Origin of the sequence: Enterococcus gilvus ATCC BAA-350 (genome assembly GCF_000407545.1) — a bacterium.
GTDB classification, from domain to species: domain Bacteria; phylum Bacillota; class Bacilli; order Lactobacillales; family Enterococcaceae; genus Enterococcus_A; species Enterococcus_A gilvus.
The window spans coordinates 730907-747340 of the sequence record NZ_ASWH01000001.1; the positions used below are offsets into that span (position 1 = coordinate 730907).

The following is a 16434-nucleotide window of genomic DNA, read 5'->3' on the forward strand; positions in this document are numbered from 1 at the left end:
AGGTGCCCGATGGAACAAGAAAAAGACAAAGTTCTTCAAGTGAACGTTGTTACTCCAGATGGCAATGTCTATGATCATAACGCAACCATCGTCGTTGCTAAAACGGTCGCTGGTGAAATTGGTATTTTACCAAATCATGCACCGATCATTGCGCCTCTTGCGATTGATGAAGTTCGTATTCGTCGAACAGATTCAGATACACATGTAGACTGGATTGCAGTGAACGGCGGGATCATGGAAGTTCGGGACAATGTCCTCACAATCATTGCGGACACGGCTGAACGTGAACGCGACATCGACGTTTCCCGTGCTGAAAGAGCAAAACAACGTGCGGAAGCGCGGATTCAAGAAGCGCGTGAAAAGGAAGACACGGATCAATTAAGTCGTGCCGAAGTTGCTTTGCATCGTGCTATGAATCGAATTAAAGTGTCAAAACATCGTTAAAAATGGAGGCATCATAGGAAGCATTTTGATGCACTGACCTTTATAAGGTTGAATCGATACCATCGATTCAACCTTTTTCTATAAACATTTTATTTTTTTATCGAATTTTAGAATATTGAGAGATAGGGAAAACAATGACTTTTTATTTTTTTATCGCAGAGAAGAAGATATTCTCTAAAGAATGCGCAATTTTTATAGGGAAATTTTTTTAAAAGACCTTTTTAGAATAAGGAAGATAGATTTTTTGTGAAGAACAAATATTAAGTTTTTTAAAAGTTTCTATACAGCTCTTTGAGTGAGCAAAGTGTTCTTCTTTATATAAATCTGTGATATAATCCAACTGTTGATTTTTTTTGAAAGGAAACGAATAATGCAAATATTTGGAATTGATGCAATCGTTCGGATCGTGTCGCATTTTTCTTTTATTTATTTGGCTTTTTGGTCATTAAGATCTTTGCGCATAGAGAATCTGTTTAAATCATTTAAAGAAACTCAGGTTCGTCTTGCAATTCTGATGTTAGCTATTGCGCTGGGATTTGCTTGTAGTACGTTTTTTTTAGAAATCATTCTTTTATGTAAAAATATATTTTTGACATTTAGTTAAGGTACATATATGAGGCAATCGATTAGCTTTTTTGGAGGGAATACAATGGAAGAGATCATCGTTCGTGGTGGCAAACAATTAAATGGAACAGTACATATTGAAGGAGCAAAAAATGCGGTACTGCCAATTTTAGCTGCGACTTTATTAGCTGAGGAAGGAACATCCACATTAAGTAATGTTCCGATTTTATCTGATGTTTTTACCATGAATCAAGTGATTCGTTATTTGAATACGGACGTCGTTTTTAACGAAGATAAAAAAGAAATTACTGTAGATGCAACACGTCAATTAAATGTGGAAGCACCTTATGAATATGTAAGTAAAATGCGGGCATCGATCGTTGTGATGGGACCGTTATTGGCTCGAAATGGACATGCGAAAGTTGCGATGCCAGGTGGATGTGCGATTGGTAAACGCCCAATTGATTTGCATTTAAAAGGTTTCCAAGCGCTAGGTGCAAAAATCATCCAAAAAAATGGCTATATTGAAGCAATCGCTGATGAACTAGTTGGAGATACGATCTATTTAGACTTTCCAAGTGTAGGCGCAACACAAAATATTATGATGGCGGCTGTAAAAGCAAAAGGAACGACTGTGATCGAAAACGTTGCTCGCGAACCTGAAATCGTTGATCTTGCCAACTTCTTGAATAAGATGGGTGCGAGCATCCACGGTGCTGGTACAGAAACAATGCGTATTGAAGGGGTAGATCATCTTCATGCGGTCTCTCACCCAATCGTACAAGATCGTATTGAAGCTGGAACATTCATGGTTGCTGCTGCGATGACTCAAGGCAATGTATTGGTCGATGGCGCAATTCCTGAACACAATCGCCCTTTGATCTCTAAATTGATCGAGATGGGTGTTAAGATTACTGAAGAAAACGACGGATTGCGTGTGATTGGTCCTAAAGTGCTTAAAGCAACAGATATTAAAACGATGCCTCACCCTGGCTTCCCAACAGATATGCAGGCTCAAATGACTGCGATCCAATTGGTCGCTGATGGTGTCAGCACCACGACGGAAACTGTTTTTGAAAATCGATTCCAACATTTAGAAGAAATGCAACGTATGAATGCTCAGGTCAAAATTGACAATAATGTAGCATTGATTAAAGGTGGAACAGAGTTACAAGGTGCGGAAGTTTATGCGACAGATTTACGTGCAGCAGCAGCCCTTGTTTTAGCTGGTCTGCGTGCAAATGGCATTACCCGAGTACGTAACTTGAAATATTTGGATCGTGGATATTACCAATTCCATACAAAACTGCAACTATTAGGTGCAGATGTTGAACGGGTAGATAATGAAAGTAAGAAACCGACTAACGCAACAGCTGTCTTAGCTTAAGGAGTGGGTGTATGAGTTCAGGTGAACACATTTTACGTAGCTTGATTCGAATCGTCGCTATTTTACTTGCGGGGGTCCTATTATTTGTCGTAGGCAGTATGATCGGCTACGGAGCAATGGGCGGCGGCAACCCTTTTAAAGTATTGATGCCTGGCGTATGGCGGCATATTTTGGAATTTGTTCACTAACCGTGTGAACAATGACAAGTTAGAGTTGAACTAAGAGGGTTGCTCCGATACTGGGTGCAATCCTTTTTTGATTCAACTTTTTGCAGTTTATCAGCGAAAGATTTACAATAACTATTCATGTATGGAACAGAAATGTTGAGGTGAACATATGAGTTTTATAGGTAAAGGATTGATCGGACTCGTCCGTGGCTATCAACGGTTCATATCTCCGCTGAAGCAGCCTTCTTGTCGGTATTATCCTTCTTGCTCTAGCTATATGATTAAGGCAATTCAAGTTCATGGGGCGCCTAAAGGAGTTTTGATGGGGACGGCTCGAATCTTGCGCTGCCATCCTTTTGCTAAAGCTGGGCTGGATTATGTACCTATTCGTTTCACATTACGGAAAAACACAATCGATCGTGAAGAACCGGATTATTCAATGCAAAGAAAACAAGCGAGAGAATAAAAAGGATCGTAAAGAGAATGCCGCAAATTTAAGAGGATACCATTTTTAAAGGGGCGAAGCTTTACAAAATCTAAGTTTTAACAATGCTTTTTTCATAAATAGACTTAGAAGCTGATTATGAATGAGTGTTCTGAAGGATGAATAAAAAGTGAAACTCAAAAATCGAGAGTAACAAGTGAAAAAATCTGATTGAAAAAGAGTTTATATCACTAATACTAGGCGTTATTTTATAGGAGTCTTTCTAACTGGTCTAAAGTTAGAAGGACTTTTTTTAGTTATCTAATAAGTGTGTTATAGTATTGTAAGCGCTATAAATTGTTTGCGAATTGCTGAATTATTAAAATATTCAGAAAATTTAATTGACAGTGAGAGTTTTTTCCTATATATTCTTTATTATCTTAACGAATTATCATTATTTTATTAGGGGGTAACAGGATGAAAAAAAGAACAGTAGCGGCATTGGCAGCAGGGTTGTTTTTATTTGGCGCATGCGGGTCGCCTAAAGCTAACGATAACAGCAGCAGTGAGGATGCGAAGACGATCAAAATTGGTGGGAACTTCGAATTATCAGGAGCAGTAGCTGCTTATGGTGAAGCAGAAAATGAGGGTGTCAAATTAGCAGTCGAAGAAATCAATAAAGACGGCGGCATTGATGGAAAGAAAATCGAATACGTTTCTAAAGACAATAAGTCAGACAATAATGAAGCAGCTTCAGTAGCGGCCAACTTGACCACAAAGGATGAAGTTGTAGCGATTGTTGGACCAGCAACATCAGGCGCGACAAAAGCAACATTGCCGAACTTAACAAAAGCAAAAGTACCTGCGATCACACCTTCAGGAACAGATGATGCCATTACTGTTCAAAAAGGAAAAGTACAAGAGTATATCTATCGTGCGTGTTTCCAAGATAGTTCTCAAGGGGTCATCTTAGCGAAATATGCAGAAGACAATTTGAAAGCTGATAAAGCAGTAATTTTGGGAGATAACTCAAGCGACTACGCGATTGGATTGACAAAAGCCTTTAAGGATACTTATAAAGGTAAAATCGTAGCCGAAGAGAATTTTGCAGCGAACGATAAAGATTTCCAAGCGATGCTGACGAAGATCAAAGACAAAGACTTTAACGTTATCTATGTTCCTGGCTACTACACAGAGGCTGGCTTGATCATCAAGCAAGCGCGTGAAATGGGTATCGAACAACCAATCATCGGTGCAGATGGTTTTGGTGATGAGAAGCTTGTTGAGACAGCAGGCGCCAGCAACGTTAAAAACGTCTATTACACAGGTCATTTCTCAACAAAAGCACCAGCAACAGATAAAGTTGAACCATTTGTAAAAGCTTTTGAAGAAAAATATGGCAGACAACCATCTTCATTCAACGCATTGGCTTATGATTCTGTTTACATGATCAAACAAGCAATCGAAGATGAAGGCAAAGCGACACCAGAAGCGATTCAAAAAGGATTAGCTGGATTGAAAGACTTTGAAGGTGTTACTGGTAAGATCTCCATGGATAAGGACCACAATCCTGTGAAACCATTAGTTGTACTTGGACTAACAGATGGAAAAGAATCTTCTGCTGAAACCGTAAATCAATAAGAAATCGGAAGCAGGCAAGGCAAGACAAGCAGGCTTGTCTTGCCTTTATTTTTTAGAAAAGTGATGTGATAAAGATGGAAGTATTTATACAGCAAATCGTCAATGGGCTTTTTCTGGGAAGTGTTTACGCACTGATGGCATTAGGTTATACGATGGTTTATGGAATTATTAAATTGATTAACTTCGCACATGGTGAAATCTACATGATTGGTTCATTTATCGGCTATTTTCTGATCAATCAATTCAATATGGGCTTTTTCCCAGCACTTGTTTTATCAATGGCGGGAAGTGCGATATTAGGGGTAGCGATTGAATTTTTAGCCTATCGACCGTTAAGAAATTCTACACGGATCGCGGCTCTAATTACAGCAATTGGGGTATCGTACTTATTGCAAAATACGATGATTTACTTTTTCAGTTCAACAACACGACCATTCCCACAAGTAATTAAATTGCAGGTCTACAATTTAGGCTTCTTACGGGTCTCAAATATTCAATTATTGATTTTAGGCTTGTCCCTATTTTTGATGATCGCATTGAATCTGATCGTCCAAAGAACCAAGATGGGAAAAGCGATGCGCGCAGTAAGTGTGGATACGGACGCCGCCCAATTAATGGGAATTGATGTCAATCGAACAATTTCTTTTACCTTTGCTTTGGGTTCAGCCCTTGCTGCGGCAGGCGGGATGATGATCGGTCTCTATTATAACTCGATTGATCCAATGATGGGATACATTCCCGGACTGAAATCCTTTATCGCGGCAGTGTTAGGCGGTATCGGGATCATTCCTGGTGCAGCTATAGGCGGCTTTGTGATTGGGTTGATTGAAACACTGACAACGGCATTAGGATTCTCTGATTTTAAAGATGCGGTGGTTTACGCGGTGTTGATTTTGATTTTATTAGTTCGTCCTGCCGGTATTTTAGGCAAACATGTGAAAGAGAAAGTGTAGGTGGATCAAATGAAAAAGAATTTAACATACAATTTGATTTGGCTAGCTTTGATCGTCTTGGGTTACGTAGCACTGTACGTGGCTTACTCTGCTGGTATGGTCAATTTATTCTTAGATAATATTCTCGTTCAAATTGGGATCAACGTCATTCTGGCAGTTGGCTTGAATTTGATTATTGGCTTTTCCGGGCAGTTCTCTTTAGGTCATGCCGGATTTATGGCAATTGGCGCATATGGGGCAGCACTCGTTTCTATGAGTATGCCGACCTACGGAGGATTTTTCTTAGGAATGGCGGTGGGTGTCATTTTAGCTGGAATCGTCGCTGTAGCAGTTGGGATTCCAACCCTTCGATTAAGTGGCGACTATTTAGCGATCGCGACATTAGGTGTTGCTGAAATCATTCGGATACTATTGATCAATTTTAAAGATATCACGAATGGCCCTTCAGGATTGTTTGGGATCGAGCCTTTTGTTGATTGGCAAATGGTTTATGGATTCATGGCGATCACTACGCTTCTTATTGTCAATTATATTCGCTCTGGTGCGGGTCGTGCGACAATGGCTATACGTGAAGATGAGATAGCTGCCGAAGCAATGGGTGTGAATACGACTAAATATAAAGTTATGGCATTCGCTTTTGGAGCGATGACAGCAAGTATCGCAGGCTCATTATATGCAGGCTATTTGCAATCTATCGCACCTAAAGATTTCGCCTTCACAAAATCAGTCGATATATTGATTTTAGTTGTATTAGGAGGGATCGGCAGTGTGACGGGTACTTTTATCGCAGCGATTCTTTTAGGGATTATCAATATGTATTTGCAAGACTTCGGAACTTTACGAATGATCATTTACGCGTTGGCTTTAATCATCTTGATGATCTTTAAGCCGGGCGGATTGTTAGGTACGAAAGAATTATCCGTGAAAAAAATCATTGATAAGTTTAAAAAGGGAGATGACCAAAATGCCTCTGTTGGAAATTAAAGATTTAACGAAAAACTTTGGCGGGTTGGCGGCGGTCTCCAATGTCAATATCGCATTAGAAGAAAATCAATTAGTCGGTTTGATAGGCCCCAATGGTGCTGGAAAAACGACACTATTCAATTTGATCACCGGCGTCTATGAACCCAGCGAAGGGGATGTTCTATTAGAAGCAGAGGGGAAAACCCATCGTTTGAATGGACAAAAGCCCTATGCGATCGCTGATTTAGGATTGAGTCGAACCTTTCAAAATATTCGCTTATTTAAAGATTTAACGGTTCTCGACAACGTATTGATTGCGATGAATAGTAAAAATAAAGAAAGTTTTGTCTCAAGTGTACTTCGTTTGCCAGCCTTTTATGACAAGGAAGAACGACTAAAAGAAGAAGCACTGAAATTATTAGCCATTTTTGATTTGCAAGATAAAGCTGAAAATCTAGCCCGTAACTTGCCTTATGGGGAACAACGTCGATTAGAGATCGTGCGAGCATTGGCGACAAAACCAAAAATCTTGTTTTTAGATGAGCCGGCAGCCGGAATGAATCCTCAAGAAACAGCAGCATTGACGTTGCTTATCCGAAAAATTCAAAAGGAATTCGAAATTACTATTTTATTGATCGAGCATGACATGAGTTTAGTTATGGATGTGTGTGAACGAATTTATGTATTAGAATATGGACGCATTTTAGCTGAGGGTGACCCTGATGAAATCAAAAACAACCCAGAAGTCATTAAAGCGTATCTTGGAGGTGAGCTATAATGCTGAAAATTGAAAATCTTTCTGTTCATTATGGCATGATTCAGGCGGTACGCGATGTCAGCTTTGAAGTGAATCAAGGAGAAATCGTGTCATTGATTGGAGCCAACGGTGCCGGCAAAACGACGATTTTACGGACGATCTCAGGATTGAATCAGCCGTCTAAAGGAACGATCACTTTCGAAGGGACACCGATTCAAAAGAAAGCTCCAAGAAGGATCGTTGCGCAGGGGATCTCTCAAGTTCCTGAAGGGCGCCACGTATTTCCAGGATTAACCGTTTTAGAGAACTTAGAGATGGGCGCGTACTTACGAAAAGACGGCGACCTTCAAAAAGATTACGACCACGTCTACGAAAAGTTTCCGATTTTAAAGGAACGTTTGAGTCAAGATGCCTCAACCCTGTCAGGTGGAGAGCAGCAGATGCTGGCGATGGGAAGAGCGCTGATGTCTAAACCACGTTTGCTATTGCTAGATGAGCCTTCAATGGGCTTAGCACCGATCTTCATCCAAGAGATTTTTAATATCATTCAAGAAATTCAAAAGCAAGGGACTACGGTTTTGTTAATTGAACAAAATGCCAAAATGGCTCTTTCAATTGCTGATCGCGGCTATGTGTTAGAAACTGGGAAAGTCGTACTGTCTGGAACAGGTCAAGAATTGCTAGAAAGTGAAGAAGTGAAGAAAGCTTATCTAGGGGGATAAAACATGAGTGTAAAAGATTTTATGACAGAAAAACTGGTGACAGTAACACCAGATACTAAAATTTTCGATGCGGTTGATTTGATGAAAAAGCATGATATTCATCGCTTACCAGTCATTGATAACGGGCAGGTAGCAGGCCTGGTCACAGAAGGGACGATTCAAGAAGCGTTGCCATCAAAAGCGACAAGCTTGAGCGTCCACGAAGTCAATTATTTATTGAACAAAACAGTTGTAGCAGATGTAATGATCAAGGATGTAAAGACGATCTCTCCAAATGCAGAACTGGAAGACGCAATTTATTTAATGCGCCAAAATAAAATCAATGTGTTACCCGTATTAGAAAAAGAGCAATTGGTTGGAATCATCACCAATAACGATATTTTCGATGCCTTTTTGAAACTGACGGGTTATCATGAAGGTGGTACGCGGATTCAGCTAAAGATTTTAGAGGATAAAAAAGGCGTACTTGCTAGAGTAGCAAAAATCTTAGCAGATCATGACTTTAGCATTTTGACGGTCATCGTCGATCATCAATCAACTGCAACGATTTTAGAAATCCAATTAGCCAGTAAACAAGTAGAAGAAATCAAACAGCTTCTGACTGACAATGGTTATGAAGTCGTACGAGCAGCAACGACGCAAGTGTAATTTTAAGGACAACTGATCACTCGGTTGTCCTTTTCTTTTGTGGTATGATAAACTAGTCAAAGACGGAGGGAAAGCTATGTCTAAAAAGAACAAAGATATTCAAGTTCAACTCAAAGAAGAAGATCGTTTGATTGAAGGAAAAAAAGAAACAGTTACGCAATTAGTAATAGGAAAAAAAACAATCGGTGAAATTATTCCCGACAATAAAAATTTTCAAGCCTACAATGACGGGCATTTACTAGGGAGTTTTAAGACTCTGGACGATGGGGTCGAAGCCTTGATCCGTAACTGGAATTTACATGAATAATTTTTGAAAAAAATACTTGCATTTTTTTTGAAGATTAGGTATTATAACTGAGTCGGGTTTTTAAATAATAAAAACCTAGCTGGAGGAGTAGCGAAGTGGCTAAACGCGACGGACTGTAAATCCGTTCCTTAGGGTTCAGTGGTTCGAATCCACTCTCCTCCACCATTGGGGTATAGCCAAGCGGTAAGGCAAGGGACTTTGACTCCCTCATGCGTTGGTTCGAATCCAGCTACCCCAGTTGTTCAACGAGTTGCATAGGCAGCTCGTTTTTTTGTGTTTTATCGAAAGATAAAACAACAATTCATTCAAATAATTTTTTAAGATTGAAACCTGTAGATTTATTTTGACAGCGAATGATTGAATAACAAAAGCAGATAAAAGGATCTCGAATATTTTACGAGTGCAGATCGATGACATTCCTACAATAATAAATGATTAAAAAAATTTCTTACTGCGATATTTTAGAAATCTCGAAGAAAAAAAGTTCTCTTGCTTGAAGCCTTCTATCATTTACGCTACATTTAGAAGGGAGATAGGAATATTTTTTAGTAGAAAGGGGTTCATTAGGATGAATAAAGTAGAAGAGATCAAAGAGATGCTTACAGATACTGTGGCAAAGGTTTATAGTACAATCAAAGACAATTCGCTAGAAGTAACGAAAGAAAAAGGACAAGTACCCCGCGTAAGAACGGCCCGTCCAACGCGCCATACAATTAAATGGAAAGCGAAAAACCATTAATAAAACGAAAAGAGGCGTCCAGAATTATTATCTGGATGCCTCTTTTTAAGTTTAATGATCGATTTCAATACCTAAGATGGTTAAATGCCCATTTCCCACAAGCTTGACGACTAACTTAGAGAGACTGTCTGCGCTCATAGTGGTATCACTGGTGATCCACCAATGCAAAGTGCCGACGAAAATCGAAGTCATATACTCAATGATAAAATCTAATGGAACTTCAATATCGTTTTCGGTTATTTTTAAGCGATTAAAAATATGGGCATACTTAACATCCAAGATTTCTGCAATTTTTTTTCGCAGAATTTCATTGCCTGAAGCATCCATGATTGTCAAAAAGAATTTTCGATTGTCTTGAATCTGTTCATAAATATTTTTTAACACCATTTCTACTTTGCGAACCTTCAATCGATTCCCTTGGACAATTTGATCAGGATCTAGAACAGATGCAAAAGCATCGACGGCTTGTTTAAAAATAAAATCGTACAGGTCTTGTTTGTCTTTAAAATGAGCGTAAAATGTCGCACGATTGATCATTGCTTCGTCTGCAATCTCTTGAATAGTAATATTATCGAAACCTTTTAATTCTACTAAATGAATAAAAGCTTCCATTATCATTTTGTTTGTTCGCTTAACTCGGAGGTCTATTTTTTTTGCCATAGGAATTTCCTTTCATTTTTCCAACAAATAAAGCTGGACTGTTGCTTATCACACGAATGAAATGGTTTTGAGTATTGCATAACATTCAAAATCTTTTTAGAATATACGTGAGTAGTATAACAAACACTTTGTAAGTTAATCAACATGTGTTGTTAAAAATGGAAGGTAGGAATAATTATGACATTACGAGCGGGGATTGATGTTGGCTCTACAACCGTCAAGTTGGTCATTTTGAATGAACAAAATGAAAGTCTGTTTGCAAAGTACGAACGTCATTTTTCAGATGTGAAAGCTGCCACAGAGCGTGTGTTGCGTGAAGCAGAATCAGTGATTGGCAATCAAGAAATGACAATGAGTATTACCGGATCTGGCGGCATGGGGCTGGCAGATGTTTTGGCGATTCCTTTTGTACAGGAAGTCATCGCGTGTACTCGTACTGTTGAAGAAGTTATTCCTGAAACGGATGTAGCGATTGAATTAGGTGGAGAAGACGCGAAGATCACCTTTTTCGAAGGCGCATTGGAGCAGCGCATGAACGGAAGCTGTGCTGGAGGGACGGGCGCGTTTATCGATCAGATGGCAGTTTTGCTGAAGACGGATGCAAACGGGGTCAATGAATTAGCAAAAAATTATAAGACAATCTATCCAATTGCTTCTCGTTGCGGGGTATTTGCGAAAACAGATGTGCAGCCTTTAATCAATGAAGGAGCAGCCAAAGAGGATATCGCGGCGAGTATTTTTCAAGCGGTAGTTAATCAAACCATTGCCGGATTAGCAGCAGGCCGGAAAATAAAAGGTAATATTGCGTTTCTTGGCGGTCCGCTATTCTTTATGTCTGAATTGCGCCAACGTTTCATCGAGACATTGAACATCGCGCCAGAAAATGTGATCTTCCCTGAAAATCCACAACTTTTTGTAGCGATGGGTGCAGCCTTTTATTCGGAGGAAGCAGAGGCAACATCTTTAGAAGCGTTATTGCATCGGTTGACGACAGCGGAGGAAGGGCATTTATCTCCGTCTGATACATTAGAGCCATTGTTCAAAGACGAAGCAGACTTAGCTGAGTTTCGGATGCGTCATGGACAGGCGCAAGCGAAAGAAAAAAGTCTGTCTGAGCATGAAGGAGTGGCATTTTTAGGAATAGATGCTGGTTCAACTACTACGAAAGTTGCCCTGATTGATGACAACGGCAACATGATGTATTCCTTTTATGGTAATAACCAAGGGCAACCATTAGAAACAACGATGACGGTCTTGAAAGATCTATATACGAAATTACCAGAGAATGTTTTTATTGGAAAAGCAGCGGTAACAGGCTATGGTGAACAATTGATCAAGAATGCTTTGAAAGTGGATATCGGTGAAGTTGAAACGATGGCTCATTACAAAGCGGCTAATCATTTCCAGCCAGGAGTCGATTTCATTTTAGATATTGGCGGTCAGGATATGAAGGCAATGACCATCAAAGACGGCGCGCTTTCTTCGATCCAATTAAATGAAGCTTGTTCATCTGGCTGCGGCTCGTTTATTGAAACCTTTGCGAAATCGTTGAATTATAATGTCGAAGATTTCGCGAAAGCCGCCTTAAAATCAAAAGCACCTGTAGATCTAGGCTCTCGTTGTACCGTTTTTATGAATTCAAAAGTGAAACAGGTTCAAAAAGAAGGTGCCTCTGTTGGCGATATTTCTGCAGGACTTTCTTATTCTGTTATCAAGAATGCTATTTACAAAGTAATCAAAGTACGTCGTCCAGAGGAATTGGGTGAAAAGATCGTCTGTCAGGGAGGAACTTTTTATAACGAAGCGGTATTAAGAGCGTTTGAAATGGTAACTGGACGTGAAGTTGTTCGTCCATCCATTGCGGGCTTAATGGGCGCTTTCGGAGCAGCGTTGATCGCTTTAGAAAATTATGAGGTCGGTGAACGTACCGAGACACTTTCATTAGCAGAGATCGACAGCTTTACTGCTGAAAAAGAATTTACTCACTGCGGACTATGCGAGAACAACTGTATGCTGACCGTGACATTGTTCTCTGACGGAAGACAATTTATCACAGGAAATCGTTGTGAACGTGGCGCGCGGATCAAAGTCAAGCGTGAAGATAAAAAAGTGAATCTAGTAGACTATAAATATCGCCGTTTATTCAAATACCGTCCATTACGAAAAAAAGAAGCAGTACGTGGTGAAATTGGGATTCCACGTGTCTTGAACATGTATGAAAATTATCCGTTGTGGCATACGTTCTTTAGCGATTTAGGGTTCCGTGTGAAATTGTCGCCGCGTTCTAACAAAGAATTGTATGAACAAGGGATGGAGACAATTCCTAGTGATACTGCATGTTACCCAGCGAAGATCGCGCATGGACATATTCAAGCATTGATCGACAGCGGCGTACCGATGATTTTCTATCCGGGGGTTGTTTTTGAACGACAAGAATCGAAGGAAGCAGACAATCATTTTAATTGCCCAATCGTCCAAAGTTATCCGGATGTCATTCGCAACAATGTAGATGATATTCGCGACGGCAAAGTCGATTATCGAAATCCTTATTTAAACTTAGCGAATGAAGCCTCTGTGGCTGCTGTTTTGGGTCGCTGTTTCCAAGATCTGGGTATTTCTCAGGAGGAGATCACCAAAGCCTTGCATCATGCCTACGAAGAATTGGAAGCCTTCAAGGACGATATTCGGAAAAAAGGTGAAGAAACACTGTTAATGCTCAACCAAAAAGGGGAGCGCGGCGTGGTTCTTTCTGGACGTCCGTATCATTTAGATCCTGAAATCAATCACGGAATTGCCGAAGTGATTACCCAAGAAGGGTTCCATGTACTTACAGAAGACAGCGTGTCTCATTTGAGCGATGTTGGTAATTTGCGAGTCGTCAATCAATGGGTCTATCATTCTCGTTTGTACGCAGCAGCACGTGTCGTTGCAAAATCAAAAAACCTGGAACTCGTTCAATTAAATTCATTCGGATGTGGACTGGATGCGGTGACGACGGACCAAGTAGAAGAGATCATGGAGCAATACGGTAAAATTTACACCGTCTTGAAGATCGATGAAGGCTCTAACTTAGGTGCGATCAGAATTCGTTTACGCTCTCTGAAGGCTGCAGTGAATGAAAGAGAAAAATCACATTTTGAACCAGTAAAACGCTTTGAAGAACCTGAAAAAATCGTCTTTACAAAAGAAATGCGCAAAAAGCACACGTTATTATTACCAATGCTTAGTCCGATTCATCAATCCGGGTTGTTTGATATTGCTTTGGAAGCTTCTGGCTACAATGTCGTGTGTCTACCGGCGATGGATAGAGAAGCTGTCAATGTAGGACTGAAATTCGTTAATAATGATTCTTGTTACCCAGCGATCATCTCGATTGGACAATTAGTGGAAGCATTGCAGAGCGGCAACTACGATTTAGACAATACGAGTGTCATGATGAGCCAAACGGGTGGCGGGTGTCGTGCAACAAACTATATTCCACTATTGAGGAAAGCTTTGAACGATGCAGGCTTCCCACAGGTTCCGGTTGTTTCTGTATCCCTCGGAAATAAGGGGGTAGAAAGCAATCCTGGATTCAAATATACCTTGCCTATGTTGAAACGAATCGTCGTAGCAATTCTATATGGAGATTTATTCGAACGTGTTGTTTACAGAACGCGTCCCTATGAATTGAAAAAAGGTCAGATTGATGCGCTGCATGAAGAATGGCTTAAGAAGGTTGAAAGCAATGTTCGAAACGGCTCATTAACAATTTTCAACCGTAACATGAAAAAAATCATTAAAGATTTTGATACGGTACCTATTTCAAATGAAGTGAAGCCAAAGGTTGGTGTCGTCGGTGAAATTTTAGTGAAGTATTCACCAACAGCCAATAACGATATCGTTCGTTTACTGGAAGCAGAGGGCGCTGAGGCAGTCGTGCCAGACTTGATAGGCTTCATGAATTATTCCTTGTACAATCAAATTTGGAAATACGACAATATGGGGATGCCGAAGAAAAATAAAAACTTAGCTGAAATGGCAATTAAATTGATCGAAGTGGTGGAAAAACCGATGGATAAAGCGTTACGTGCGTCTGAACGTTTTACGGGAATCCATTCGATTTATCAATTAGCCGAGGATGCGAGCAAGATTCTTTCGATTGGTAATCATACTGGTGAAGGCTGGTTCTTAACGGGCGAAATGATTGACCTATTGAAGACAGGTGTCAATAACATTGTCTGTATGCAACCATTTGGCTGCTTGCCTAACCATGTTGTGGGCAAAGGCGTGATTAAAGAATTGCGTCATCAATATCCAAAATCTAATATTGCTGCCATTGATTATGATCCTGGAGTTTCCATTGTTAACCAGTTAAATCGTATTCGATTAATGATGGCGACAGCGAATAAGCAATTAAAAGAAGAAATCAAAAGTTAACTGAAAGAGTAGACCAATCAACAATGGTCTGCTCTTTTTTGTTGTTTATCCTTGCGGTTTAATAGGAAGGGTTTAACAACGAAAGGATAGATAGCGTCGTTTATCAGAAAGTCAGACACTAGATTCTTTTAAGTCCTTTGAAAAACAAGGTCAGTGAGGCAAAGGTCAGAAGGATTATTGTTGTGCATTAGGTATATACCAGTTATAATGAGAATAGAAAATTGAACGAGGTGACGGGAAGTGGCGAATCAAGTGCCAGTGTATATTCAAATACACGATCAGTTAAAACATGAAATTGAAAACGGTGTATGGAAGGTCGGCGCTCGCTTGCCTTCTGAACGAGAACTATCCACTAGGTTTAGTGTGAGTCGAATGACATTGCGTCAAGCAATCCAGACTTTGTCAGATGAAGGAATATTGGAAAGAAAAATCGGCTCAGGGACCTATGTAGCCAGCAAAAAGGTTCAAGAAAAAATGAGTGGGACAACAAGTTTCACGGACATTATGGAATCGCTGGGGAAAATCCCTTCTAGCAAAACGATTTCTTACTTTCATTCGCGAGCGAGTTCTAGCGAAGCAGAAAAGTTAGGCTTGGAAAAGGGTGAGCAGGTTTTACGAATGGAGCGGATTCGTTACGCAGATGAGATTCCTATCTGTTTTGAAGTAGCAAGTATTCCCGCTAAATTGATTGAAGGTTTCAGTAAAGAGGAAATCACGGAGTCCTTTTACCATAGTCTGCAAGAAAAAGGATTCGAAATCGGTCGAGCGAATCAGACAGTGACATCTATTTTAGCTTCGGAACAAATCGCGGATTATTTATCTGTCAAACGCGGCGATGCAATCTTACGGTTAAGACAAGTATCTTATCTGGCGGATGAACGCCCCTTTGAATATGTACGAACGCAATATGTTGGCAGTCGCTTTGAATTTTACTTAGAAAAATAATCCAAGAAACTAAGTCTCTTGGATTAATTGTTCAGAATAAGCGACTTCGCCGAGTGTAAACTCAACCTGTCCATTCAGTAAATCGATTACGTGTGTCTTAAAAACAGCAAGCTGGTCCTCGTCTACCATACAAGTTACAAGAACTTTGTCAGTAAACTGAGTATCTTTAACTACTAACTGACCTTGCGTGATGAAGTTCTCCATCTTTCCCCAAAGAGGGTATTCCAGTTGAACGAATACTTCTTGCTGTAGGCGACCTTCAACTATTCCTGTAGCAGTGATCGCTTGAGAGACGGCGTTTGAATACGCGCGTATCAATCCGCCGGCGCCAAGTTTGGTGCCGCCAAAGTAGCGGGTGACAACAGCGCAAACATTGATCAGTTCCGTCTTTTTTAATACTTCCAACATAGGAACCCCTGCAGTTCCGCTAGGTTCGCCATCATCTGAAGAACGTTGAATCTCATTACGCTCTCCTAAAACAAAGGCGCTGCAATGATGATTGGCTTTCCAATGTTCCTTTTTGATTTGCTGGATAAAATTTTTTGCTTCTTCTTCTGATTCGATGCGTTTTAAAAAACAAATAAAACGAGATTTTTTAATTTCAATCTCGTGTTGGTTATCGTTTTTGATGGTTCGGTAATTTTGCAGCATAATTTTTTGCCTCACTTTACTTTTCTCATCTCCAGTATATGAG

The 16434-nt window shown here is 40.1% G+C and carries 17 protein-coding genes and 2 tRNA genes; 17 read left to right on the plus strand and 2 right to left on the minus strand.

What is annotated here, in order from left to right; translation table 11 throughout:
* Window positions 1-9 precede the first annotated feature (9 nt).
* From I592_RS03575 to I592_RS21575, 15 genes are all read left to right on the plus strand, one after another.
* Window positions 10-444, plus strand: coding sequence for a F0F1 ATP synthase subunit epsilon (locus I592_RS03575; protein ID WP_010781586.1), 435 nt, complete (start codon window positions 10-12; stop codon window positions 442-444).
* Between the two features lie 370 nt (window positions 445-814).
* Window positions 815-1048: a DUF1146 family protein gene (locus I592_RS03580; protein WP_010781585.1), complete on the plus strand. Its 234-nt coding sequence runs from the start codon at window positions 815-817 to the stop codon at window positions 1046-1048.
* 45 nt (window positions 1049-1093) lie between these two features.
* The gene (gene murA, locus I592_RS03585) at window positions 1094-2395 is read left to right on the plus strand and encodes a UDP-N-acetylglucosamine 1-carboxyvinyltransferase (protein ID WP_010781584.1); all 1302 of its coding nucleotides are present in this window, start codon (window positions 1094-1096) and stop codon (window positions 2393-2395) included.
* 11 nt (window positions 2396-2406) lie between these two features.
* On the plus strand, window positions 2407-2583 hold the full coding sequence (locus tag I592_RS20905; RefSeq protein ID WP_010781583.1) for a DNA-directed RNA polymerase subunit beta: 177 nt from the start codon (window positions 2407-2409) through the stop codon (window positions 2581-2583).
* A gap of 157 nt (window positions 2584-2740) precedes the next feature.
* On the plus strand, window positions 2741-3028 hold the full coding sequence (gene yidD, locus I592_RS03590) for a membrane protein insertion efficiency factor YidD (RefSeq protein ID WP_174293653.1): 288 nt from the start codon (window positions 2741-2743) through the stop codon (window positions 3026-3028).
* A 435-nt stretch (window positions 3029-3463) separates the two neighbouring features.
* A complete protein-coding gene (locus tag I592_RS03595) occupies window positions 3464-4627 on the plus strand; it encodes an ABC transporter substrate-binding protein (RefSeq protein WP_010781581.1) in 1164 nt (387 codons plus the stop codon).
* 74 nt (window positions 4628-4701) lie between these two features.
* Window positions 4702-5580: a branched-chain amino acid ABC transporter permease gene (locus I592_RS03600; RefSeq protein ID WP_010781580.1), complete on the plus strand. Its 879-nt coding sequence runs from the start codon at window positions 4702-4704 to the stop codon at window positions 5578-5580.
* 9 nt (window positions 5581-5589) lie between these two features.
* Window positions 5590-6564 carry a branched-chain amino acid ABC transporter permease gene (locus I592_RS03605; RefSeq protein WP_010781579.1) on the plus strand — a complete coding sequence of 325 codons (975 nt, stop codon included), beginning with the start codon at window positions 5590-5592 and terminating at the stop codon, window positions 6562-6564.
* Entirely contained in the window at window positions 6545-7321 is a 777-nt protein-coding gene (locus I592_RS03610; RefSeq protein ID WP_010781578.1) for an ABC transporter ATP-binding protein, read from the plus strand. Before I592_RS03605 ends, I592_RS03610 begins: the two co-directional genes overlap by 20 nt.
* Window positions 7321-8022, plus strand: a complete 702-nt coding sequence (locus tag I592_RS03615) for an ABC transporter ATP-binding protein (protein ID WP_010781577.1) — start codon at window positions 7321-7323, stop codon at window positions 8020-8022. The genes I592_RS03610 and I592_RS03615 overlap by 1 nt, the downstream gene beginning before the upstream one ends.
* A 3-nt stretch (window positions 8023-8025) precedes the next feature.
* Entirely contained in the window at window positions 8026-8670 is a 645-nt protein-coding gene (locus I592_RS03620) for a CBS and ACT domain-containing protein (RefSeq protein WP_010781576.1), read from the plus strand.
* Between the two features lie 76 nt (window positions 8671-8746).
* Window positions 8747-8977 (plus strand): DUF2969 domain-containing protein, encoded by a 231-nt coding sequence (locus tag I592_RS03625; RefSeq protein WP_010781575.1) that lies wholly within the window; start codon window positions 8747-8749, stop codon window positions 8975-8977.
* Between the two features lie 81 nt (window positions 8978-9058).
* Window positions 9059-9142 (plus strand) — tRNA-Tyr (locus tag I592_RS03630).
* A gap of 1 nt (window position 9143) precedes the next feature.
* A tRNA-Gln gene (locus I592_RS03635) sits at window positions 9144-9215 on the plus strand.
* Between the two features lie 330 nt (window positions 9216-9545).
* Entirely contained in the window at window positions 9546-9716 is a 171-nt protein-coding gene (locus tag I592_RS21575; RefSeq protein ID WP_010781574.1) for a hypothetical protein, read from the plus strand.
* A gap of 51 nt (window positions 9717-9767) precedes the next feature.
* Here the strand turns inward: I592_RS21575 and I592_RS03640 are convergent, their stop codons facing one another.
* Window positions 9768-10376: a TetR/AcrR family transcriptional regulator gene (locus I592_RS03640; protein ID WP_010781573.1), complete on the minus strand. Its 609-nt coding sequence runs from the start codon at window positions 10374-10376 to the stop codon at window positions 9768-9770.
* Window positions 10377-10553: 177 nt separating this feature from the next.
* On the opposite strand from I592_RS03640, the gene I592_RS03645 reads away from it, so the two are divergent.
* Both I592_RS03645 and I592_RS03650 read left to right on the plus strand, forming a co-directional pair.
* Window positions 10554-14795, plus strand: a complete 4242-nt coding sequence (locus tag I592_RS03645) for a 2-hydroxyacyl-CoA dehydratase (RefSeq protein ID WP_010781572.1) — start codon at window positions 10554-10556, stop codon at window positions 14793-14795.
* Window positions 14796-15035: 240 nt separating this feature from the next.
* A complete protein-coding gene (locus I592_RS03650; RefSeq protein ID WP_010781571.1) occupies window positions 15036-15740 on the plus strand; it encodes a GntR family transcriptional regulator in 705 nt (234 codons plus the stop codon).
* Between the two features lie 9 nt (window positions 15741-15749).
* Here the strand turns inward: I592_RS03650 and I592_RS03655 are convergent, their stop codons facing one another.
* Window positions 15750-16391: a YigZ family protein gene (locus tag I592_RS03655; protein WP_010781570.1), complete on the minus strand. Its 642-nt coding sequence runs from the start codon at window positions 16389-16391 to the stop codon at window positions 15750-15752.
* Window positions 16392-16434: the final 43 nt, after the last annotated feature.

What these genes read in the sequence shown, in the direction of transcription:
- I592_RS03625 (WP_010781575.1), top strand. Translation starts at nt 8,747, where the DNA reads ATGTCTAAAAAGAACAAAGATATTCAAGTTCAACTCAAAGAAGAAGAT.
- I592_RS03645 (WP_010781572.1), top strand. Translation starts at nt 10,554, where the DNA reads ATGACATTACGAGCGGGGATTGATGTTGGCTCTACAACCGTCAAGTTG.
- I592_RS03595 (WP_010781581.1), top strand. Translation starts at nt 3,464, where the DNA reads ATGAAAAAAAGAACAGTAGCGGCATTGGCAGCAGGGTTGTTTTTATTT.
- I592_RS03655 (WP_010781570.1), bottom strand. Translation starts at nt 16,391, where the DNA reads ATGCTGCAAAATTACCGAACCATCAAAAACGATAACCAACACGAGATT.
- I592_RS03580 (WP_010781585.1), top strand. Translation starts at nt 815, where the DNA reads ATGCAAATATTTGGAATTGATGCAATCGTTCGGATCGTGTCGCATTTT.
- I592_RS03605 (WP_010781579.1), top strand. Translation starts at nt 5,590, where the DNA reads ATGAAAAAGAATTTAACATACAATTTGATTTGGCTAGCTTTGATCGTC.
- I592_RS03620 (WP_010781576.1), top strand. Translation starts at nt 8,026, where the DNA reads ATGAGTGTAAAAGATTTTATGACAGAAAAACTGGTGACAGTAACACCA.
- murA (WP_010781584.1), top strand. Translation starts at nt 1,094, where the DNA reads ATGGAAGAGATCATCGTTCGTGGTGGCAAACAATTAAATGGAACAGTA.
- I592_RS03610 (WP_010781578.1), top strand. Translation starts at nt 6,545, where the DNA reads ATGCCTCTGTTGGAAATTAAAGATTTAACGAAAAACTTTGGCGGGTTG.
- I592_RS03640 (WP_010781573.1), bottom strand. Translation starts at nt 10,376, where the DNA reads ATGGCAAAAAAAATAGACCTCCGAGTTAAGCGAACAAACAAAATGATA.
- I592_RS03575 (WP_010781586.1), top strand. Translation starts at nt 10, where the DNA reads ATGGAACAAGAAAAAGACAAAGTTCTTCAAGTGAACGTTGTTACTCCA.
- I592_RS03600 (WP_010781580.1), top strand. Translation starts at nt 4,702, where the DNA reads ATGGAAGTATTTATACAGCAAATCGTCAATGGGCTTTTTCTGGGAAGT.
- I592_RS20905 (WP_010781583.1), top strand. Translation starts at nt 2,407, where the DNA reads ATGAGTTCAGGTGAACACATTTTACGTAGCTTGATTCGAATCGTCGCT.
- I592_RS03615 (WP_010781577.1), top strand. Translation starts at nt 7,321, where the DNA reads ATGCTGAAAATTGAAAATCTTTCTGTTCATTATGGCATGATTCAGGCG.
- I592_RS21575 (WP_010781574.1), top strand. Translation starts at nt 9,546, where the DNA reads ATGAATAAAGTAGAAGAGATCAAAGAGATGCTTACAGATACTGTGGCA.